General features: G+C 68.6%; 21 protein-coding genes. 11 read left to right on the top strand and 10 right to left on the bottom strand.

All coding sequences use genetic code 11. The annotated features are described in order from the left end of the window. Positions 1–208: 208 nt before the first annotated feature. Positions 209–1,687, top strand: a complete 1,479-nt coding sequence (gene dnaB / locus IE277_RS16160) for a replicative DNA helicase (protein WP_189952921.1) — start codon at positions 209–211, stop codon at positions 1,685–1,687. A 66-nt stretch (positions 1,688–1,753) separates the two neighbouring features. After that, on the top strand, positions 1,754–3,139 hold the full coding sequence (locus IE277_RS16155; RefSeq protein ID WP_189952920.1) for a serine hydrolase domain-containing protein: 1,386 nt from the start codon (positions 1,754–1,756) through the stop codon (positions 3,137–3,139). A 61-nt stretch (positions 3,140–3,200) separates the two neighbouring features. Here the strand turns inward: IE277_RS16155 and IE277_RS16150 are convergent, their stop codons facing one another. Together IE277_RS16150 and IE277_RS16145 are read right to left on the bottom strand one after the other, a co-directional pair. Further along, a complete protein-coding gene (locus tag IE277_RS16150; protein WP_189952918.1) occupies positions 3,201–3,653 on the bottom strand; it encodes a GNAT family N-acetyltransferase in 453 nt (150 codons plus the stop codon). 9 nt (positions 3,654–3,662) lie between these two features. Further along, positions 3,663–4,121, bottom strand: coding sequence for a MarR family winged helix-turn-helix transcriptional regulator (locus IE277_RS16145; RefSeq protein ID WP_189952916.1), 459 nt, complete (start codon positions 4,119–4,121; stop codon positions 3,663–3,665). Between the two features lie 143 nt (positions 4,122–4,264). Here IE277_RS16145 and IE277_RS16140 point away from each other — a divergent pair, with 143 nt between their 5' ends. Both IE277_RS16140 and IE277_RS16135 read left to right on the top strand, forming a co-directional pair. Further along, positions 4,265–5,473, top strand: a complete 1,209-nt coding sequence (locus IE277_RS16140; protein WP_189952914.1) for an MFS transporter — start codon at positions 4,265–4,267, stop codon at positions 5,471–5,473. 113 nt (positions 5,474–5,586) lie between these two features. Next, positions 5,587–6,006 (top strand): GlcG/HbpS family heme-binding protein, encoded by a 420-nt coding sequence (locus IE277_RS16135; RefSeq protein ID WP_189952912.1) that lies wholly within the window; start codon positions 5,587–5,589, stop codon positions 6,004–6,006. Between the two features lie 74 nt (positions 6,007–6,080). Here the strand turns inward: IE277_RS16135 and IE277_RS16130 are convergent, their stop codons facing one another. Then, complete coding sequence (locus IE277_RS16130; RefSeq protein WP_189952910.1) at positions 6,081–6,947, bottom strand: GNAT family N-acetyltransferase; 867 nt, start codon at positions 6,945–6,947, stop codon at positions 6,081–6,083. Between the two features lie 149 nt (positions 6,948–7,096). Here IE277_RS16130 and IE277_RS16125 point away from each other — a divergent pair, with 149 nt between their 5' ends. Further along, positions 7,097–7,729: an HAD family hydrolase gene (locus IE277_RS16125; protein WP_189952907.1), complete on the top strand. Its 633-nt coding sequence runs from the start codon at positions 7,097–7,099 to the stop codon at positions 7,727–7,729. A 450-nt stretch (positions 7,730–8,179) separates the two neighbouring features. Then, complete coding sequence (locus IE277_RS16120) at positions 8,180–9,262, top strand: globin domain-containing protein (protein ID WP_373310800.1); 1,083 nt, start codon at positions 8,180–8,182, stop codon at positions 9,260–9,262. Positions 9,263–9,267: 5 nt separating this feature from the next. Here the strand turns inward: IE277_RS16120 and IE277_RS16115 are convergent, their stop codons facing one another. From IE277_RS16115 to IE277_RS16095, 5 genes are all read right to left on the bottom strand, one after another. Continuing rightward, positions 9,268–9,750, bottom strand: coding sequence for an NUDIX domain-containing protein (locus IE277_RS16115; RefSeq protein ID WP_189952903.1), 483 nt, complete (start codon positions 9,748–9,750; stop codon positions 9,268–9,270). 88 nt (positions 9,751–9,838) lie between these two features. After that, positions 9,839–10,744: a LysR family transcriptional regulator gene (locus IE277_RS16110; protein WP_189952901.1), complete on the bottom strand. Its 906-nt coding sequence runs from the start codon at positions 10,742–10,744 to the stop codon at positions 9,839–9,841. 217 nt (positions 10,745–10,961) lie between these two features. Next, the gene (locus IE277_RS16105) at positions 10,962–12,110 is read right to left on the bottom strand and encodes a cystathionine gamma-lyase (RefSeq protein WP_189952899.1); all 1,149 of its coding nucleotides are present in this window, start codon (positions 12,108–12,110) and stop codon (positions 10,962–10,964) included. After that, positions 12,107–12,598 (bottom strand): low molecular weight protein-tyrosine-phosphatase, encoded by a 492-nt coding sequence (locus tag IE277_RS16100; protein WP_189952897.1) that lies wholly within the window; start codon positions 12,596–12,598, stop codon positions 12,107–12,109. Before IE277_RS16100 ends, IE277_RS16105 begins: the two co-directional genes overlap by 4 nt. A gap of 7 nt (positions 12,599–12,605) precedes the next feature. Continuing rightward, the gene (locus IE277_RS16095; protein ID WP_189952895.1) at positions 12,606–12,983 is read right to left on the bottom strand and encodes a phage holin family protein; all 378 of its coding nucleotides are present in this window, start codon (positions 12,981–12,983) and stop codon (positions 12,606–12,608) included. Between the two features lie 59 nt (positions 12,984–13,042). On the opposite strand from IE277_RS16095, the gene IE277_RS16090 reads away from it, so the two are divergent. The 4 genes from IE277_RS16090 (at position 13,043) to IE277_RS16075 (ending at position 15,438) form a co-directional block, all read left to right on the top strand. Beyond that, positions 13,043–13,360 (top strand): cupin domain-containing protein, encoded by a 318-nt coding sequence (locus IE277_RS16090; protein WP_189952893.1) that lies wholly within the window; start codon positions 13,043–13,045, stop codon positions 13,358–13,360. 148 nt (positions 13,361–13,508) lie between these two features. Next, a complete protein-coding gene (locus tag IE277_RS16085) occupies positions 13,509–13,721 on the top strand; it encodes a DUF5326 family protein (RefSeq protein ID WP_189952891.1) in 213 nt (70 codons plus the stop codon). Between the two features lie 217 nt (positions 13,722–13,938). Further along, positions 13,939–14,901 (top strand): IclR family transcriptional regulator, encoded by a 963-nt coding sequence (locus IE277_RS16080; RefSeq protein WP_373310799.1) that lies wholly within the window; start codon positions 13,939–13,941, stop codon positions 14,899–14,901. 99 nt (positions 14,902–15,000) lie between these two features. After that, complete coding sequence (locus tag IE277_RS16075) at positions 15,001–15,438, top strand: SsgA family sporulation/cell division regulator (protein WP_158922661.1); 438 nt, start codon at positions 15,001–15,003, stop codon at positions 15,436–15,438. A 109-nt stretch (positions 15,439–15,547) separates the two neighbouring features. Here the strand turns inward: IE277_RS16075 and IE277_RS16070 are convergent, their stop codons facing one another. Further along, complete coding sequence (locus IE277_RS16070; protein WP_444544842.1) at positions 15,548–17,146, bottom strand: YibE/F family protein; 1,599 nt, start codon at positions 17,144–17,146, stop codon at positions 15,548–15,550. Between the two features lie 242 nt (positions 17,147–17,388). On the opposite strand from IE277_RS16070, the gene thiC reads away from it, so the two are divergent. Next, positions 17,389–19,173, top strand: a complete 1,785-nt coding sequence (gene thiC / locus IE277_RS16065; protein ID WP_308433387.1) for a phosphomethylpyrimidine synthase ThiC — start codon at positions 17,389–17,391, stop codon at positions 19,171–19,173. A 179-nt stretch (positions 19,174–19,352) separates the two neighbouring features. Here thiC and IE277_RS16060 read toward each other — a convergent pair whose 3' ends face one another. Next, the gene (locus IE277_RS16060; RefSeq protein ID WP_189952887.1) at positions 19,353–20,213 is read right to left on the bottom strand and encodes a hypothetical protein; all 861 of its coding nucleotides are present in this window, start codon (positions 20,211–20,213) and stop codon (positions 19,353–19,355) included.

The following is a 20,213-nucleotide window of genomic DNA, read 5'->3' as shown; positions in this document are numbered from 1 at the left end:
ATAACCAGATTGGCTGACGGTGCCGACAGGCCTACCGTGGTCCGGCGCCCGCTCCTTCCCTCGGCCTGGGAAGCGCCTTTTCCCTGGCCCTGGAATCGTCACAGAACCGATGCGCCGGAACCGGAGTTGGGCCTCTCAGTTGTCAGTGTCGTGCCGTACAAAAGAGGACACGGCGAGGTCCGCCGTGCGGACGGGAGGAGGTGACTCGGTGAGCATTTCCGAGCCCTTGGACGATCCGTGGGCCGAAGCCGGGCCCGGTGATCGTCTGCCTGCCTCCCGTCGACGGGGTGACGGGGGCCGGGGTCGTGGCGAACAGCACGACCGGGGCCGGGAGAACGCCTCCTGGGACGAAGGGGGCTCCTCCTTCGAACGGGTGCCACCGCAGGACCTGGACGCCGAGCAGTCGGTCCTGGGCGGCATGCTGCTCTCCAAGGACGCCATCGCCGACGTCGTCGAGATCCTCAAGGGCCTCGACTTCTACAAGCCCGCGCACGAGACGATCTACCAGGCGATCCTGGACGTCTATGCCAAGGGCGAGCCGGCCGACCCGATCACCATCGCCGCGGAACTCACCAAGCGCGGCGAGATCAACAAGGTCGGTGGGGCCGCATATCTCCACAGCCTCGTCCAGACCGTGCCGACGGCGGCCAACGCCGAGTACTACGCGGAGATCGTTCATGAACGGGCGGTACTGCGCCGCCTGGTCGAAGCGGGTACACGCATCACACAGATGGGATACGCGGCCGACGGCGATGTGGACGAGATCGTCAACAGCGCTCAGGCCGAGATCTACGCCGTCACCGAGCAGCGCACCAGCGAGGACTATCTGCCGCTCGGCGACATCATGGAAGGGGCCCTCGACGAGATCGAGGCGATCGGGTCGCGCAGCGGAGAGATGACCGGTGTTCCGACCGGCTTCACCGACTTCGACTCCCTGACGAACGGCCTGCATCCGGGTCAGATGATCGTCATCGCCGCCCGCCCCGCCATGGGTAAGTCGACGCTCGCCCTGGACTTCGCCCGGGCCGCCTCGATCAAGAACAACCTTCCCAGCGTCATCTTCTCACTGGAGATGGGCCGCAACGAGATCGCGATGCGCCTGCTGTCCGCCGAGGCCAGGGTCGCCCTGCATCACATGCGGTCCGGCACGATGACCGACGAGGACTGGACCCGGCTCGCCCGCCGTATGCCGGACGTATCGGCCGCACCGCTCTACATCGACGACTCCCCCAATCTGTCGATGATGGAGATCCGCGCCAAGTGCCGCCGCCTGAAGCAGCGCAACGACCTGAAGCTGGTCGTGATCGACTATCTCCAGCTGATGCAGTCCGGCGGCTCCAAGCGCGCCGAGAGCCGTCAGCAGGAGGTCTCGGACATGTCCCGTAACCTCAAGCTGCTCGCCAAGGAGCTGGAGATCCCCGTCATCGCGCTCTCCCAGCTCAACCGTGGTCCCGAGCAGCGCACGGACAAGAAGCCCATGGTCTCCGACCTGCGTGAGTCCGGCTCCATCGAGCAGGACGCCGACATGGTCATCCTGCTGCACCGCGAGGACGCGTACGAGAAGGAGTCCCCGCGCGCGGGCGAGGCCGACCTGATCGTGGCCAAGCACCGAAACGGCCCCACCGCCACGATCACGGTCGCCTTCCAGGGCCACTACTCCCGCTTCGTGGACATGGCCCAGACCTGATCGGTCACCGAACGGCGTCCGTGAAATGAACTCGACCACCGCCGTTCGACCAGGTGGACTGGGGCCATGACGACACCTCAGGAAGAGCTGCTCCCCACCACTCGGCGAACACTGCTGCACCGGATCGCCGTCGCACAGGCCGAAGGGCGGGCGCCGTCGCTGGTCGCGGCCGTCGTGCGGGGTGGGCGAACCGTGTGGCACGGGGCGCGGACCTCGGTGGACGGGCATGGGCCGGACGAGAGTGTGCAGTACCGGATCGGGTCCATCACCAAGACCTTCACCGCCGTCCTCGTGATGCGGCTGCGCGACGAGGGGCTGCTCGACCTCGGCGACCCGTTGGAGAAGCATCTTCCGGGTACCGGCGTGGGCGAGGCGACGATCGCCGAACTGCTCGCGCACACCGCAGGCCTGGCGGCCGAGTCGCCCGCGCCCTGGTGGGAGCGGACTCCTGGCACCCTCCGCCCCGAATTGAGCGATGTGCTCGGCGAGCAGCCCCTGTTGCACCCCGTCGGCCGACGGCACCACTACTCCAACCCTGGCTACACCGTGCTCGGCGCGCTGGTGGAGGAGTTGCGCGGCGCTCCCTGGGAGGAGGTACTGAACCGCGAGATCCTTGAGCCGCTCAGCCTGCACCGCACGAGCGCGCAGCCGCAGGCCCCGCACGCGGGTGGATGGGCCGTGCATCCATGGGCGGACGCGATGCTGCCGGAGCCGCTGGAGGACCTGGGCAGGATGGCGCCGGCCGGCCAGCTGTGGTCGACCACAGGGGACCTGGCGCGGTTCGCGGCGTTTCTCGCAGCGGGGGACGAGCGGGTACTGAGCGCGGAGTCGGTCCGGGAGATGCGTACGCCGGCGGCGCCGGCAGAGGCGGCGGATGTACTGGACGGGGTCACCTACGGCCTCGGTCTGCAGATCCAGCGCCGGGGCGACCGGCTCCTGGTCGGGCACTCAGGTTCGCTGCCGGGTTTCCTGGCGAATCTCACCATCAGCGTGGAAGACGATGTGGCGGCGGTGGTGCTGGCCAACTGCACCAGTGGGCCGCTGCTGGGAGCGGTGGGTGCCGACCTCGTGCGGATCGTCGCCGAGGCGGAACCACGGATCCCGGAGCCCTGGCGGCCGCTGAGCGAAGTCGATCCTGAGGTCCTGGAGCTGGCGGGGCCGTGGTACTGGGGAACCAACGCATTCGGCCTTCGGGTGACCGCAGACGGGCTTCTCGCGCTCGGTCCGCTGACCGGCGCCGGCCGGCGGTCCCGCTTGCGCTCCAACGGTGACGGCACCTGGACCGGCCTGGAGGGCTACTTCGCCGGGGAGTTGCTGCGGCCCGTACGACGCCCGGACGGCGCCGTGAGCCACCTCGACCTCGGTTCGTTCGTGTTCACCCGGCAGCCGTACGACCCCGAGGCCGCAGTCCCCGGTGGGGTGGATCCGGAGGGATGGCGGGGTATCCGCTAGGTCTTGGGGGGTGTGTTTCACGTGAAACACACCCCCCATCGCGTTGTGGTCCCGCGATTTTTCAAAGCCGTAGCTTGAAGCCCTCGTGCGTGGCGCTGAAGCCGAGCCGTTCGTAGAAACGATGGGCGTCGGTGCGTGACTTGTCGGACGTCAGCTGGACCATCCGGCAGCCGAACTGCCGGGACGTGTCGATCGCCCACTCGATCAGCTGACTTCCCAGCCCGCTGCCCCGTTCGTCTGCGTGGATGCGCACGGCCTCGATGAGCGCGCGGCTCATCCCCTGATGGGAGAGCCCGGGAATGACGCTGAGCTGAAGTGTTCCGACCAAGCGGTCTTCACGGACGGCGACGACTAGGTGCTGGTTCGGGTCGGCGTCCAAGTGTTCCAGCGCGGCCCGGTAGGGGGTCATGTCATCGGGGGTCTCACGCTGGGCGCCCAAGGGGTCGTCGGCGAGCATGGCGACGATCGCCGGAAGGTCGTCGGCGGTCGCATGCCGTATTTCAAGATCTCCCATACGCGCACCCTATGCCGGTGCGTTCAGCGATTCCACGGCCCTGACCAATGCTGTCAGTTCCGGGTTCAAGGAGGCCTCATCCAGGGCCTCGCGCAGGGCGGCGTCATTCGTGGGCCGTGCCTCCTGAAGCAGCCGCAGCCCCGCCTCGGTGACGTTGGTGTAGATGCCGCGCCGATCGGTGGGGCACAGATAGCGCTCCAGCAGGCCGCGGTCCTCCAGCCGGGTCACCAGGCGTGTCGTGGCGCTCTGGCTGAGGACGACCGCGTCGGCGACCTGTTTCATCTGCAGATGGCCGCCCTCGCCGTCGTGCTGCCGACTCAGCACATCGAGCAGGGAGTACTCGCGCACGCTCAGGTCGTGCTTCGCCTGCAGGGCGCGCTCGATGTGTGCCTCGATCCTTCCGTGCAGCGCAGAGAGGGCACACCAGCCCTGAGCGAGGGCGGTGAGCGCGGGGTCCGTCGCTGTCATCGGCGTTTTCCTCCGTCCCGGAGCGGCTGCTCCAAGGATAGAGCACAGCCGCGATAGTGCGCGGTTGCCGGTAGCACGCGTCTGCAATTATTGTGGACGCATGCAAAGCGCTCCTGCAATCGTCTGGGAAGGTGTACCCCTCCATGCCTCTCGCGCTTCTGGCCCTCGCGATCGGGGCCTTCGGAATCGGAACGACCGAGTTCGTGATCATGGGCTTGCTGCCCCAGGTAGCGGGTGACTTCGGGATCTCCATCCCCACGGCGGGCCTGCTCGTGACCGGATACGCGCTCGGTGTGGTCATCGGCGCCCCGCTGATGACCGTGCTCGGCACGAAGGTCCCGCGTAAGCGGATGCTGATGCTCCTGATGGGCCTCTTCATCGTCGGAAACCTGCTCTCCGCCGTGGCGCCCGCCTTCGCGATCATGCTGATCGGACGCGTGGTGGCCTCACTCGCACATGGCGCCTTCTTCGGCATAGGTTCGGTTGTCGCGGCCGAACTGGTGGCCCCGCACAAGAAGGCCGGCGCCATCGCCATGATGTTCACCGGACTGACCGTCGCCAATGTCGTCGGCGTCCCGCTGGGCACGCTCATCGGTCAGCATGTCGGCTGGCGCGTCACCTTCGGCATCGTCGCCGCTCTCGGGGTGATCGGTCTCGCCGGAGTCGCCAAGCTGGTGCCCGAGCTGCCGCGGCCCGACGGAGTGCACCTGCGGCATGAGCTGGCCGCCTTCAAGAACGCCCAGGTCCTGCTTGCCATGGCGATGACCGTCCTCGGTTTCGGCGGTGTCTTCGCGGCCATCACCTACATCGCGCCGATGATGACCCACATCGCGGGCTTCGCCGACGGCTCGGTCACCTGGCTGCTGGTCCTGTTCGGCCTCGGCATGGTCGGCGGCAATCTCGTCGGCGGCAAGTTCGCCGACCGTGCCCTGATGCCGATCCTGTTCGTCTCCCTGGGCGCCCTGGCCGTGGTGCTGGCCCTCTTCACGCTCACCGCCCACGACAAGATCGCGGCGGCCGTCACCATCACCCTGATCGGTGCCCTGGGCTTCGCGACCGTACCGCCGCTGCAGAAGCGCGTGCTCGACCAAGCCCACGGCGCTCCGACGCTCGCGTCGGCCGTGAACATCGGCGCCTTCAATCTGGGCAACGCGCTCTCCGCCTGGCTCGGCGGCATCGTGATCGCGGCCGGCTATGGCTACACGGCCCCCAACTGGGTCGGTGCCGCCCTCGCCGCGGCCGCCCTGGTCCTCGCCGTCCTCTCGGCGGCGCTGGAGCGGCGCGACGGCAGCCGCAGCACGGTGATCGCCTCCGGAGCGCCCACCGGTCAGCAGACGCCGGCTCAACACTGAGCCCCTCAGACCCGCAGAGCGCCTCGCCGCAGCTGTCCGCAGATCTCCGTTCCGCGGCACGTCCCCGGAACGGCAAGCCCCTCATCTCAGCAACACCCGAGGAGAGAACCTCCATGAGCACCACCGCCGTCGCCCCGCTGTCCATCGAGGACGCCGAGCTGCTCGTCGCCACGGCCCGCCACGCGGCCGAGGACGCCGGGGTCACCGTCAGCGTCACTGTCCTGGACGCCGGCGGCCATCTGCTCGCCTTTCGCCGCGATGACCGGGCCGTGCTGATCTCCGGCGAGACCAGCACCCGCAAGGCCTACACGGCGCTGCAGCTGAACGCCCCCACCGCCGATCTGGTCGACGCCGTCCAGCCCGGTGGGCTGTTCCACACGCTGCCGACGGCCCTCGACCGGCCCCTGCTGTTCATCGCGGGCGGTGTGCCCGTCCACCGGGACGGCCGGCTGATCGGCGCCATCGGTATCGGCGGCGGTGCGCCGGAGCAGGACCACGGCTTCGCCACCGCCGCGGTGCAGGCCCTCGCCTGATCACGCGACCTTCGCATGGACGACCCAGGCCCCGCCGCACGATGCGGCGGGGCCTGCGTTCGTCGTGCGACGGCTCAGCCGGCGGCCACGGTCAGGGGTGCGAACCGGCGGGTCCAGTCGCCCGGCAGATCCGTGATGCCGTACGTCATGACCGTGTTGAAGGCCACGGAGGCCAGCCCCCGCTCCTTCGCCCAGGTCAGCAGCTCCTCATGACGTGTGTCGATGTCGGTGCGCAGCGGACGGTCCGTACAGGCCGCCAGCGAGGCGATGAGGGCTTGGGCGGTCTTCGTGTCCCGGGCGATCAGCGGGCCGACGACATGGGTGTCCATATTGGGCCACGCGGCCGAGTAGCCGATGATCCGGCCGTTCTCCTCGGCCACTCGCAGCTGGTCGGCGAAAGCGGGCAGCCGGGTGATCAGGGGAGTGCGGTCCACACCGAACACCTCCTCGTCGATCCGCAGGATCGAGGGAAGGTCCTCCGCCGTAGCGGCACGGGTGAGAACGTCGGCTTCCGGCCCGCCGGGAGTGAAGTGGCCCCTCAGCATCTCTGCCCGGCCCATCACCTTGAAGCCCAGTTCTTCGTACAGAGGACGGCCGTTGGGCGTGGCATGCAGGGTGAGCGGAGTGGTGCCCATGGTCGACACCACATGGCACATCAAACGGCGCCCTACGCCCCGACGGGCATGGCGTTCGGCGACCAGAACCATACCGACGGCAGCGAGATCCGAGCGCTCCCACGAGCCGTACTCCGTGACGACGCACGCGGCGACGAGACCTCCCTCGGGGTCGTCGATACCGAAGCCCTTTCCGGCCGCGAGGAGCAAGCCCCACTTGTGCTCCTCGCGTGGCCACCCCCGGTCCTCGGACAAGTCGGCGCAGGCGGTGAGATCGCGAAGCGTCAGACGGCGGATGGGCAGAGCAGCGAGGGAAGGAGTCGACACGCAGGTCAGGCTGTCCGACCGGTGGCCCCGGCGTCCACCCGTTTCGCCGCAGACACACGTGCTTTTGGCCATGCCGTAGCCATATGCACAGCCAAGGGGCAGCAGGACGTGTTTCACGTGAAACATCCGCAGCCGGTTAGCCTCGGGCCATGGCGAGACTTCATCTCTTCGATCTCGACGGTACGTTGCTGCACGGGAGTACGGCACCGGTGGAGATTTCGCGCCAGTTGGGACGGGAAGCGGAGACCGTGGCACTGGACCGGGCGATCGCGGAAGGGCGGATCGGTCCGCCGGAGTATGCGGCGCAGGTGTACGACCTGTGGACCGATCTGACCGACGCCCATGTCAGCGCTGCATTCGCGGCCGCCCCCTGGCTGGCCCGCATTCGTGACGTCTGGGCAGAGATCAGAAGCACGGGCGACTACTGCGCAGTCGTGTCACTCTCGCCGTCCTTCTTCGTGGAACGCCTTCTCGAGTGGGGCGCTCACGCGGCGCACGGGTCCGGATTCCCGGCCGTGCCGTTCACCGAGCCCGTCGACCCGTCCGGGGTGCTCAGCGCGGCGGCCAAGGTGGCCATCGCGGACCGGCTCTGCGAGGAGTTCGGAGTGGTGCGGGCGGACTGCGTGGCCTATGGCGACTCGTCGTCGGACAAGGAGCTGTTTGCTGCCGTACCGGTTTCCGTGGCGGTCAATGCGGATGCCCATCTGGCCGGACTCGCGACCCACTCCTACGCTGGGCGGGATCTGTGGGATGCCTACGCCTTGGTGCGCCCTGCCCGCTAGCTACCGGACCGCGTCGTCCACCTTCTTGTCCGATTTGTGAGGGAGCAAGGGGGGACTTGTGTGTTTGGCGATGGCCGGTAGGGTCGACTCCGGTTCACGCCGTTCTACGGCTGACCGTCCGCCGGGGGAAAGGATGCACCTTCCGGGGAGGTGCGCAGACCGACCGCAAGACGTTCGAGGCGAGGGCACACCATGGACGCTCCGACCACCACGCCGGGAGAGAACGGCATGTCGGGCGGGGACGGCTGGTTCGCGCCACGCAAGACTCTGCCTGCTTCGCCCAGGGACGCCGGCCACGCGGTGCACGAAAGCCCGCGCGTGGTGGCCGCACCGTCTCCACAGCACAGGTCGGCCCCACAGCACCATGGGACGGCCCCAGAGCACGGGCCGGCCCAGCGGGTGGCGCCCGGTGGGGAGGCGTCCGCGGACACCGTCCTCATACGCCGCACGATGACCGAGATAGGGCCGATCGCCGACAAGGTCACGTCCTACTTCTACGCACTGCTCTTCATCCGCCGTCCCGACCTGCGCGCTCTGTTCCCGCCCGCGATGGACACCCAGCGGGACCGCCTGCTGAAGGCGCTGCTCACCGCGGCCGAGCACTTGGACAACACTCCGGTCCTCGTCGACTATCTGCGCGACCTCGGCCGTGGACACCGCAAGTACGGGACGCTTGCCGAGCACTATCCGGCCGTCGGAGAGTGCCTGATCGGAGCGTTGAGCACCTACGCCCCCGCCGTGTGGAGCCCGGAGATGGAGGCGGCCTGGGTTCGGGCCTACACGACCATGGCCCAGGTGATGATCGACGCTGCGGCGGCGGACGAACTGCGGTCCCCGGCCTGGTGGCATGCCGAGATCGTCGCCCACGATCTCAGAACCCCCGATGTCGCGATCCTCACCGTCCGCCCGGACCAGCCCTATTCCTTCCTCGCCGGTCAGTACACGAGCGTGGAGACACCCTGGTGGCCACGCGTGTGGCGGCACTATTCCTTCGCCTCCGCGCCCCGCCCGGACGGACTGCTGACCTTCCATGTGAAGGCCGTGTCGGCCGGCTGGGTCTCCAACGCGCTGGTGCGCCGCGCCCGGCCCGGTGACGTCATACGCCTCGGTCCGCCGACCGGGTCGATGACCGTCGACCACACAACCGACAGCGGACTGCTCTGCCTGGGCGGCGGCACCGGCATAGCACCCATCAGGGCGCTGGTCGAGGATGTCGCCGAGCGTGGGGCGCGGCGGCCTGTCGAGGTCTTCTACGGCGCCCGCACCGACCGCGACCTCTACGACATCGACACCCTGCTCCGACTCCAGCAGAGCCACCCCTGGCTGTCGGTCCGTGCGGTTGTCGACCAGCAGGCGCGCCTCCGGCTTCCCGACGCTCTGCGCGACTACGGCCCCTGGAACGAGTACGACGCCTATCTCTCCGGTCCGCCCGGAATGATCCGCAGCGGGATCGACACGCTCCGGGACATCGGCATCCCATCGAGCCGTATACGGCACGACTCGCTGGAGGAACTGCTCGTCGTCGGGAGCTGAGCGCGCTAACCGAGGTCGGGAGCGTGCATCGCGCGGACACCCTCGATGTTGCCGTCCAGATAGTGGCGCAGCGACAACGGGACAAGGTGGACGGAGGCGATGCCGACGCGGGTGAATGGCACACGAACGATCTCGTACTCACCGGCGGGCTCGTCCACTTCGGGGCCGTGGCGCAGGGCCGGGTCCATCGACTCCAGCCGGCAGACGAAGAAGTGCTGCACCTTCACTCCGGTCGCGCCGCCGTCTTCGCCGATGTGCTCGACGGTGTCCACGAAGCAGGGCACCACATCGGTGATCTTGGCGCCGAGTTCCTCGGACACCTCTCGGTGCAGTGCGTCCACGACGGTCGGGTCTGTGGGCTCGACCCCGCCACCGGGGGTGACCCAGTAGGGATCGACGCCGGACTTGGTGCGCTTGATCAGGATCAGGTCGTCACCGTCCAGAAGAACGGCACGGGCGGTGCGCTTGACCACGGGTCGGACGGTCATGGGAGAAATGTGGCCCGGCTGGTTCCACGTGAAACATCGCAAGGCGTCACCATGCCACCGCCGTGGGTGGACGCTGTGCCGGAAGATCTCAGCACCAGGCCGCAGCGGCCCGCTGAAGCCACTCATGAGCCCGCGCTATATGAGGCATGGCGAGGGTGCCGGTGCGTACCACCAGGAAGTAGGTGCGCAGCGGCGGCACCACCGGGTCGTTCAGCGCCGCGACCGTGCCGTCGGCGAGGGCCGCGGCGCAGAGATACCGGGGCAGCACCGCGAGTCCGGCGCCGGCGATGGCGCAGGCGAGCACCGCCCGCAGATCCGGGACGATGATCGTGCCTGAGGCGGCCGGGCGGGAGTCGAAGACGGAGGCCCAGTAGCGCGAGACGAACGGCAGCGACTCGTGGACCTCGACCACGGGCAGATTCTCCAGGGCCGGAGCCCCCTTCAGACAGAGCGCCTCGGCACCGATGCGCTCCGCCCAGCGAGGGGCGGCGATCAGCACATGCTCCTCGTCGCAGAGCGGAGTCGCGGTCAGCAGAGCACCCCGCGGTCGGGCTGTGCTGATGGCCAGATCATGGTGTCCGGAGGCCAGTCCTTCCAGTGCTTCCTCCGCGGTGCCGAACGAGGCGCGGAGCGCGAACCCCTGGCCGTCATCACCGGTCAGCTCTGTCAGGGCAGGCAGGGCGCGTTCGGCGGTGAACTCGGGCGGGCCGGCCAGATGCAGGGTTCTGAGCGAGGACTCGTCGTCAAGGCCGCTCTCGGCTATCTCCACCAGCGCGTCGAGGTGAGGTGCCGCCTTGTGCGCGAGTTCGTCACCGATGGTCGTCGGGGTCACCCCGCGCGCCTGCCGCAGGAAGAGAGGCTTTCCCAGCTGCCGTTCCAGCGTGCGGATCTGTGAGGTGACCGCGGGCTGGGAGAGGCCGAGCAGAGCGGCGGCGCGGGTGAAGGAACCGGCCCGGTGCACAGTGACGAAGGTGCGCAGCAAGGCCAGATCCATGGCATGTCCTCCCCTGTCCCTGCCCCCCTTCGGCCCCCAGGCAGGCCCTAACTATAAATAAGTCGATAGGTCTCTGTCGCTAGCGTGATTGGACACTGACAGAGAGTCAACTAGCCTTGTTCGCGCGGTTCTTGGCGCGAGGAACCGAAGACGGTCCGAGCCACGAGGGGGGAGGCTCGGACCGTCGTGCGTCATCAGCGGGCGTCCGGGCGGAAAATCACTCGGCGGACTCGTCCAGCGCCCGCAGCACATCGGCGATCAGATCCTCGGGGTCCTCGGCACCCACGGACATACGGATGAAGCCCTCGGGGACCGCGTCCCCGCCCCAGCGGAGCCGGCGCTCGGCCGTGGAACGCACCCCGCCGAAGCTGGTCGCGTCCTCCACCAGGCGCAGGGCCTGGAGAAACCGCTCCGCACGCGCACGCGTGGGCAGCGTGAAGGACACCACGCAGCCGTAGCGGCGCATCTGCTGCGCGGCGATCTTGTGAGACGGGTCGTCGGGCAGCCCGGGATAACGCAGTCCGGACACCTCGCCGCGCCGCTTCAGCGCCTCCGCCACCGCGAGGGCGGTGGCGTTCTGCCGGTCGACGCGCAACTGGAGCGTAGCGATGGACCGATGGGCGAGCCAGGCCTCCAAGGGCCCGGCGATCGCCCCGACGATCTTGCGCCAGCTTCGCACGGCGGCCATTGCCTCGGCGTCGCGGCCGGCGACGTAGCCCAGCAGCAGATCGCCGTGGCCGGTCAGCTGCTTGGTGCCGCTGGCCACGGAGAAGTCGGCGCCCAGCTCCAGCGGACGCTGCCCGAGCGGAGTGGCGAGGGTGTTGTCGACGGCCACCAGGGCGCCCTGGGCATGGGCCGCCGTCACCAGCCGCCGGATGTCGCAGACGTCCAGCCCGGGGTTCGACGGGGACTCGATCCACAGCAGCCGGGCGCCGTCGAGGACCTCCAGCTGGCCGTCGCCGCCGGTGGGTGCCGTGCGCACCTCGACGCCGTACGCCTCCAGCTGGGCGCGGACCAGCGGCAGCACCTGGTAGCCGTCGGAGGGCAGTACGACCGCGTCCCCGGCGCGCAGCTGCGAGAACAGCACGGAGGACATCGCCGCCATACCGGAGGCGAAGACCAGCGTCTCGACGTCGCCCTGCCCTGGCGCCTCCAGTTCGCCGATGGCACGCTCCAGCAGCGTCCAGGTCGGATTGCCGTCACGGCCGTACACGTACGGTCCCGTCACGTCGCCGGGCAGGTGGAAGTGCGCCGCGAACACCGGTCCGGGCAAGGCCGGTTCGTGCTTGACCGGCTCGGGCAGTCCCGCCCGTACCGCGCGCGTGCCGTCGCCCTTACGATCCTCGTCCTTGGCGGAGTCGGTCATGCGGCCCGTCCTCCCAGCTGCTCGCGTACGGCCGTCAGGAGGCCGGCGCTCGCCGCCTCCACCAGCTCGAGACACTCCTCGAAGCCGTCCCGGCGTCCGTAGTACGGATCGGGTACGTCGAGGTCGTCAGGGGCGGCGGGGTCGTAGGAGCGCAGCAGACGGACCTTGCGGGCGTCCTCCTCGGTGGGTGCGAGGCGGCGCAGGGCCTTGAGATGACCGGTGTCGAGGGCGATCACGAGATCGAGACGGGAGAACCACGACGGCTGGAACTGCCGCGCGATGTGCTCGCTGTCGTAGCCGTGCTCGTCGAGGACCGAGACGGTCCGCGGGTCGGCGCGATCGCCCTCGTGCCAGCCGCCGGTGCCGGCGCTGTCGACCTCCACCAGATCCTCAAGACCGGCCTCCGCCACCCGCGCGCGGAAGACGGACTCGGCCATCGGGGAACGGCAGATGTTTCCCGTGCACACGAAGCAGACGCGGTAGGCCATGGTCCGCTCAGTCCTCGTCGGGCAGGACGACGTGCAGCGCCCAGGAGACGATCGAGATGATCAGACCGCCGACGACGGCCGTCCAGAAGCCCTGCACATGGAAACTCAGGTTGAGCTTGCCGCACACCCAGGAGGTCAGCAGCAGCATCAGCGCGTTCACCACCAGGGTGATCAGGCCCAGGGTCAGGATGAACAGCGGGAAGGTGAGCACCTTCATGATCGGCTTCACCAGCCAGTTCACCAGGCCGAAGATCAGCGCGACCACGATCAGCGTGCCGGCCTTCTTGGCTGTGCTGTCACCGGTAAGAGTGATCTTGTCCAACAGCCACACGGCAACCGCCAGGGCGCCTGCGTTGGCGATCGTCTTGACTACGAAATTCTTCATGTGTCTGATCGTGGCAGACCGGATCGGAACCGAGCAGTGAGACGAGGGCGACAGCGGCGATGAAGACATTCCGGCTGGACGAACTGGAGGCGGAGCGAGCCGCCAACGAGGGGGCCTACCTTCAGTTCCTGCGGGAGCGGAACATGTCCGTCGGCTTGTACGCCCTCAACGCGGGCGAGCACGACCCGCAGAAGCCGCACAACCAGGACGAGGTGTACCTCGTCGTGAGCGGCCGGGCGTCGATCACGGTCGGCCTGGAGACGACCGAGGTGGCACGGGGCAGCGTCGTGTACGTGCCGGCCGGAGTCGCCCATAAGTTCCACCACATCAGCGAGGATCTGAGGGTTCTCGTCGTTTTTTCTCCGCCCGAGGCGTGAGCCCGGTCTCCGGGTTCCCTAGGGGACGGGTCAGGGGAGGACAAGGGACGCGAGACCCCCGCGGGACCCGTTGTCGGCTCTAGCATCGAATGCGGAACACCAGCGCTGTCAGAGAACACAGACGTACGAGAACGCAAAGGACAAGGCGATGCGAGAGATCTTCGCGGGACTGCCGTGGTGGGTGAAGTGGGTCGCGGTGCCGGTCATCGCCCTGGTCGTGTTCGGCGGCCTGATAGCGACCGTGGTCGGATTTGTGATCGGACTGCTCTTCAAGGCGCTGATCTTCGTCGCCCTGGTCGCCGGTTTCATCTACATCGTGCGCAAGTTCATGTCGAACTCCTCGTCGCGCAGCGACTGGTGACGATACGGGGACCGGTGAGCGGCGACGGCGCCACCGGTTCCCGGCAAGGCGATCTCCGATTTCCCTCGGGGGAGGGAAGTTTCCCCGTGAGGCCGTCTGCGCGCGGTGGCGGACGATTAGAGTCCGGAACTCCCGCGGGGCCCGCCCCCGCGGGCGGCGCAGACCCCTCCGTGCTGTTCCTCGGCACGGGCTGCCCCTCGCGCTCAGGGAGTGACCCTTGGCCACGGTTGACACCGCACCGGCAGAATCACACGCACCCCCGACCCCACCGCGCTCCTGCGCACCCCCCACCCCACGGCCCCCCGTCGTCACGGTCCCGGAACAACCACATCCGGCCGACGCCCCCGGCCCACCGCAATCCACCGACGCTCCTGACCCACCGCGCCCCACGGGCGCCTGTGAGCCGCCCCACCCCTCCCACGCCCCCTCGGGCGCCGCGACGCTCATCGGGTCCGTCCAGCGCGCCATGCGGCTGCTGGAGACCGTCGCCGCACACGGCTATGGCGCCCCCGCCAAACAGCTGGCCCGCGAGACCGGCCTCGCCCTCCCGACGACCTACCACCTGCTGCGAACCCTGGTGCACGAGGGCTATCTACGGCGTGAGAAGGGGCTGTTCTTCCTCGGTGACGCGGCCGAACGGCTGGGCAGCAGCGGAGCCCAGCAGAAACGTCGCAGCGCGGTGGCCGACACGCTTGCGCACTGGCGCGACCTCATCGGTGTTCCGGTGTACTACGCCATGTACCGGGACGGCGAGATCGAGGTCATGTGCGTCGCCGACTCCCCCGAGGCGCCGGCGGTCGAGGAGTGGGCCGACTTTCGCGCGACCGGTCATGCGCACGCCATCGGACAGTGCCTGCTCTCCCAGCTGGACGAGGACGCCCGACGCGACCACCTCGCGCGCTATCCCGTGCAGTCCCTCACGCCGTACACCGTGCGTGACAACGATGCCCTGCTGCGGCGGCTGGCCCGGATGCCGCGCATAGAGCCGGTGGTGGAGCGCCAGGAGTACGCGCTCGGGACGGTCTGCGCGGCGATCCCGATCACCGTGGGCACCACTGCGGCCACTGTGGCCATATCGCTGCCCGTCCAGCAGGCCGACCGGCTGCTGCCCGCGGCCCATCGGCTGCAGGCGGAGATCGGGCGGCATCTGGGGACCCTCACCCTCTCTATCAGTATCTGAAAACTTACTCCTTGTGATCTGCTGTGTACGTTCAGCAAGATTTGACCACCGTTAGAGGGACCAAACCCGGCCAGTCGATGTCATATGACGGGGTAGACGATGCGCGAGTCCGTACAGGCAGAAGTCATGATGAGCTTTCTCGTGTCGGAGGAGCTCTCCTTCCGCATTCCGGTGGAGTTGCGCTACGAGACCAGTGATCCCTATGCAGTGCGGCTCACCTTCCATCTGCCCGGTGATGCCCCGGTCACCTGGGCGTTCGGACGGGAGCTGCTGATCGACGGTGTCGGCCGGCCGTGCGGGGAAGGGGATGTGCACATCGCCCCCGCCGACTCCGAGATGCTGGGCGAGGTGCTGATCAGGCTTCAGGTCGGCAGCGACCAGGCCCTGTTCCGCTCCTCCGTGCCGCCGCTCGTGGCCTTCCTGGACCGTACGGACAAGCTTGTGCCGCTCGGTCAGGAAGGTGCGCTCGCCGACTTCGACGCCCATCTGGAGGAGGCCCTGGACCGCATCCTGGCCGAGGAGCAGAGCGCCGGCTGAAGTGTTACGGCACGGGGCGCCGAGCGCTCCGCGTGCCGCGTGGAAGCACGCAGGAACGCTTCTTCGAAGGAGAGGCGAGCGAAGAGCGGGGAGCGGCGCCTGGTCGCTCTCACCGCTTCCGGCGTCGCCCCCGTCCACCGCGTGCCGCGACGGGCTGCGCCGCGGCCGCTGCCGGGCTGTCCTGGCCGGGCCGGTCGGCGGAGACGACCAGGGCGGCGAGCAAGGTGGTGACCGGGACCGAGGCGACCAGACCGATCGAGCCCACCAGCGTGCGCACGATCTCCTCGGCCACCAGCTCGCTGTTGGCCACGGTCCCGACACTGCTCTGTGCGATCGAGAACAGCAGCAGCAACGGCAGTGCGGCACCGGCGTAGGCGAGGACGAGGGTGTTGACCACGGAGGCGATGTGGTCGCGGCCGATGCGGATGCCCGCCCGGTACAGTCCGCGCCAGCCCATCGACGGATTGGCCTCGTGCAGCTCCCAGACGGCCGAGGTCTGCGTCACGGTCACATCGTCCAGGACACCGAGCGATCCGATGATGACGCCGGCCAGCAGCAGACCGCTCATGTCGATCGACGGATACAGGCCGTGGATCAGGCCGGTGCTGTCGTCGGTGTTGCCGGTCAGGGCGGCCCAGCCGATGAACAGGGACCCGAGCAAGCCGATCAGCGACAGGGAGATCAGTGTGCCGAGCACCGCCACCGAGGTCCGGGCGGACAGCCCATGGCACATGTACAGGGCGATCAGCATGATGGCGCTCGACCCGATCACCGCCACGAGCAGCGGATTCGAACCCTGAAGGATCGCGGGCAGGATGAACAGGGTCAGCACCAGGAAACTCACGGTCAGGGCGACGAGCGCCATGACCCCGCGCAGCCTGCCGACCACCACGACGGCGAGTGCGAAGATGCCCGCGAGTAGCGTCATGGGGAACTTGCGGTTCACATCGGCCACCGAGTACTGAAGATCCTTCGGTGCCGAGGGCTCGTAGGCGACCACCACCTTTTCGCCCTGGTGCAGTTGTCGGGGCTGGTCCGGCTGCACGATCTCGGTGAACGTACGGCCCTGGTCCTTGCCGGTGTCGACCCGGACGGTCGCCTTCTTGCAGGTTCCTTTCGCCTCCTGTTCCGCCGAGGTGCCTTCGGCGGTGGAGGTGTCGCCGGTCGGGGTGTCGCCGGAGGCGTTCACCGACTTGCAGCTCACCTCGATGACCTTGGTGACCGTGGCCTGCTGGGTCTCCCGGTCGAAGCCGACACCGGTGCGCTTGTGGGGCGGGGCTCCCCCGGGCCAGAGCACCAGCAGGCCGACGATGACCGCCGCGGTGAACGGGACCAGGATCGCGGCGATGACCTTCCGCAGATGCTTCGAGACGGGAGCGGCCGGGCCGTGGCTGTGACTATGGCCGTGCCCGTGGCCCTGTCCGTGACCGCCGCCTTCGTGCCCATGACCGTGACCGCCGTCATCCCCGCCGGGTCCCCGCTCGGGACCACGCCCGTCGTTCCCGCCGATTCCGGCCCCCTGCCGAAGACCGGCGCCCGAGGCGGCACGGGGGTGCTCACGGCCCTGCTCGGCGCCGGGCGTCCGGGCGTCGTGGCCATACGGGTCGCCCGCTGTATAGCCGTCGTGGCGGTAGCCCGCGCCCTGTCCCGAGGCGCCTTCATGGCGCGGCTCGGGTGGTCGATACGGGTACTGCTCCATCCTGGTCACCGCCCGATCATTGCAAGAACCGCAGGGGGCCCACTGTTCACCGCGCCACATATGACGCTAGCGTGGAGGCACCTTTGCACACGCGGGAGCTCGGAGCACCGGGCTGAGAGGGCGCTGACCTCCGTATACGCGATGTTTCACGTGGAACAGGCGATGTTCCGCAGGAAGCCTCGACAGACGGAAGCCGCTGCGTCGACCGCCGAACCTGTTACCGGGTAATGCCGGCGTAGGGAGTAGGTCTCATGACCAACAAGGACGCACGCACGCCTGCCTCCGTTCAGGACGACATGTCCCAGGAGGCCGGGAAGTCCATCGGCTGGCACAAGGCGTATGTCGAGGGGTCCCGCCCCGACCTGCGCGTGCCCGTCCGCCAGGTGCACCTCACCAACGGGCAGTCGGTCACGCTGTACGACACATCGGGCCCATACACCGATCCACTCGTCGACACCGACGTCCGCAGGGGCCTGCCGCCGTTTCGGGAGAACTGGATCATCGCCCGCGGTGACACCGAGGAGTACGCAGGCCGGCCCGTCCGTCCCGAGGACGACGGGATCAAGCACACCTCGCCGCGTGGCGGCCTGCGCAACCTGGACGCCGTCTTCCCCGGTCGGCCCCGCCAGCCGCGCCGGGGCCGCAGCGGTCAGGCGGTGACACAGCTCGCGTACGCCCGCCGGGGCGAGATCACTCCGGAGATGGAGTACGTGGCCGTTCGGGAGAACGTTTCTCCCGAAGTGGTCCGCGAGGAGATCGCGGCGGGCCGGGCCGTGCTGCCGGCCAATGTCAATCACCCGGAGATCGAGCCGATGATCATCGGCAAGCGGTTCCTGGTGAAGGTCAACGCCAACATCGGCAACTCCGCGGTGACCTCCTCCATCGAGGAGGAGGTGGAGAAGATGACCTGGGCGACCCACTGGGGTGCCGACACGGTCATGGACCTGTCCACCGGCCGCAACATCCACACCACGCGCGAGTGGGTGCTGCGCAACTCCCCCGTCCCCATCGGCACGGTGCCGCTCTACCAGGCCCTGGAGAAGGTCGACGGCAGGGCCGAGGAACTCACCTGGGAGATCTACAAGGACACGGTCATCGAGCAGGCCGAACAGGGCGTGGACTACATGACCGTCCACGCGGGAGTGCGCCTGCCGTATGTGCCGCTCACCGCCAACCGCAAGACCGGCATCGTCTCGCGCGGCGGCTCGATCATGGCCGCGTGGTGCCTGGCGCACCACAAGGAGTCGTTCCTGTACGAGAACTTCGAGGAGCTGTGCGAGATCCTCGCCGCCTACGACGTCACGTACTCGCTGGGCGACGGTCTCAGGCCGGGGTCGATCGCGGACGCCAACGACGAGGCGCAGTTCGCCGAACTGCGCACGCTCGGGGAACTCAACCGGATCGCCAAGCGTTTCAACGTACAGACCATGATCGAGGGCCCGGGCCATGTCCCGATGCACAAGATCAAGGAGAACATCGACCTTCAGCAGGAGATCTGCGATGAAGCTCCGTTCTATACGCTCGGCCCGCTGACCACCGACATCGCTCCGGCCTACGACCACATCACCTCTGGCATCGGCGCCGCGATGATCGCTTGGTGGGGCACGGCGATGCTCTGCTACGTCACGCCCAAGGAGCACCTGGGCCTGCCCAACAGGGACGACGTCAAGACCGGCGTCATCACCTACAAGATCGCCGCGCACGCGGCCGACCTTGCCAAGGGGCACCCGGGCGCCCAGGAGTGGGACGACGCGCTGTCCGACGCCCGCTTCGAGTTCCGGTGGGAGGACCAGTTCAACCTCGCCCTGGACCCGGACACGGCACGGGAGTTCCATGACGAGACCCTGCCGGCCGAGCCCGCGAAGACGGCCCACTTCTGCTCCATGTGCGGGCCGAAGTTCTGCAGCATGAAGATCTCGCAGGACATCCGCCGCGAGCACGGCGGCAGCCGGGGTGAGATCGAGGAGGGCATGGCCCAGAAGTCGAAGGAGTTCGCGGCGAGCGGCAACAGGGTGTACCTGCCGATCGCCGACTGAGCCGTACGGGCCGGACTCGCCGCGCCGGACCGCCTGTCGAGGTGGCCGGTGCGGCCTGGGCACGGCGGGATGGCGGCTGACCGGGGTGGTGGCACCACACCGGCTGGCCGCTCGGTCCGTCCGGCCGGAGCCCGCTGTTCCGGGGCATGGGCCGGGGTAGTTCAGCCACGGATGCCGGACTACTCGGGCTGATGCTCCGGGCCGCCGAAGTCCGGGCTCGAAAAGTCCGGGCTGGTGTAGCTGGGACGGCCGGACTCGCTGCCGTCTTCGGGGCTGCTGAAGCCAGGGCGGTCGTACCCCAGGCGGGGCATACGGCCGCCCGGGCCGCGCGGCGTCATGCGAGGCACGGCGGCCGGTCCGGGCTCGGCGAGCGCCTCGCGGAGGAACGGCAGGATGCCGCGCTCCAGCAGGGCGTCTCGCCAGGCCTCTCTGGCCGAGTCCAGTTCCCGGTGCGCCGCGTCCAGGGCCTGGGCCTGTGCCGAGCTGCCGTTGCGCAGGGCGGTGAGGAGCAGGCCGACGGCAGCGACGAGGATCGAGGCCGCGGTCACCGCGCCGAACACCCAGCCGGCGGTGAGCATGGTCTGGGCGAAGGCCTGTCCGGGGCCGAGGGTCTTCAGGATGTAGCCGACGAGCAGGAAGATCGCCGCTGCGGTTCCCGAGAGGACGGGCGCCAGCACGGCGATGATCGCGACAGCGCCCGCTCCGGTGTTCTCGGCTGCCTCGCCGAACGTGGTGACGAATTCCGTCGTGGCCGAACCCGGCTGCGCGGAACCGGAGTCTCCGGTGGTCGAGGAGGCCATGGCCGGGTGCCGCAGTTCCTCGCGGACCGTCACATAGTGCTGGTATTCGGCCGTGGCTGCGGCCGTGATCAAGGAGGTGGCGTTGAGCGCCATGGTGCGCAGTTGTTCGAGGTTGAGCCGCTGTCCGACAGCGGCCAGCTCCGGTCGGTGCGGTGCGGAGCGCAGCACCTCATCGAGGAGCCGCTCGAATTCCTGGCGGTCCTCGCTCTGCAGGTGCTGCGGAACGCTGTTCATGTGCAT

This window comes from Streptomyces alanosinicus (assembly GCF_014650595.1).
GTDB lineage: Bacteria > Actinomycetota > Actinomycetes > Streptomycetales > Streptomycetaceae > Streptomyces > Streptomyces alanosinicus.
The sequence above is the reverse complement of the archived record's forward strand: the minus strand, read 5'-3'. Positions and strand labels throughout refer to the sequence as shown.

Bases quoted from the DNA above. Each gene is read 5' to 3' on its own strand.
- IE277_RS16155 (WP_189952920.1), top strand. From the start codon at position 1,754: ATGACGACACCTCAGGAAGAGCTGCTCCCCACCACTCGGCGAACACTG.
- IE277_RS16150 (WP_189952918.1), bottom strand. From the start codon at position 3,653: ATGGGAGATCTTGAAATACGGCATGCGACCGCCGACGACCTTCCGGCG.
- IE277_RS16145 (WP_189952916.1), bottom strand. From the start codon at position 4,121: ATGACAGCGACGGACCCCGCGCTCACCGCCCTCGCTCAGGGCTGGTGT.
- IE277_RS16140 (WP_189952914.1), top strand. From the start codon at position 4,265: ATGCCTCTCGCGCTTCTGGCCCTCGCGATCGGGGCCTTCGGAATCGGA.
- IE277_RS16135 (WP_189952912.1), top strand. From the start codon at position 5,587: ATGAGCACCACCGCCGTCGCCCCGCTGTCCATCGAGGACGCCGAGCTG.
- IE277_RS16125 (WP_189952907.1), top strand. From the start codon at position 7,097: ATGGCGAGACTTCATCTCTTCGATCTCGACGGTACGTTGCTGCACGGG.
- IE277_RS16120 (WP_373310800.1), top strand. From the start codon at position 8,180: ATGACCGAGATAGGGCCGATCGCCGACAAGGTCACGTCCTACTTCTAC.
- IE277_RS16115 (WP_189952903.1), bottom strand. From the start codon at position 9,750: ATGACCGTCCGACCCGTGGTCAAGCGCACCGCCCGTGCCGTTCTTCTG.
- IE277_RS16110 (WP_189952901.1), bottom strand. From the start codon at position 10,744: ATGGATCTGGCCTTGCTGCGCACCTTCGTCACTGTGCACCGGGCCGGT.
- IE277_RS16105 (WP_189952899.1), bottom strand. From the start codon at position 12,110: ATGACCGACTCCGCCAAGGACGAGGATCGTAAGGGCGACGGCACGCGC.
- IE277_RS16100 (WP_189952897.1), bottom strand. From the start codon at position 12,598: ATGGCCTACCGCGTCTGCTTCGTGTGCACGGGAAACATCTGCCGTTCC.
- IE277_RS16095 (WP_189952895.1), bottom strand. From the start codon at position 12,983: ATGAAGAATTTCGTAGTCAAGACGATCGCCAACGCAGGCGCCCTGGCG.
- IE277_RS16090 (WP_189952893.1), top strand. From the start codon at position 13,043: ATGAAGACATTCCGGCTGGACGAACTGGAGGCGGAGCGAGCCGCCAAC.
- IE277_RS16085 (WP_189952891.1), top strand. From the start codon at position 13,509: ATGCGAGAGATCTTCGCGGGACTGCCGTGGTGGGTGAAGTGGGTCGCG.
- IE277_RS16075 (WP_158922661.1), top strand. From the start codon at position 15,001: ATGCGCGAGTCCGTACAGGCAGAAGTCATGATGAGCTTTCTCGTGTCG.
- thiC (WP_308433387.1), top strand. From the start codon at position 17,389: ATGACCAACAAGGACGCACGCACGCCTGCCTCCGTTCAGGACGACATG.
- IE277_RS16060 (WP_189952887.1), bottom strand. From the start codon at position 20,213: ATGCACATGAACAGCGTTCCGCAGCACCTGCAGAGCGAGGACCGCCAG.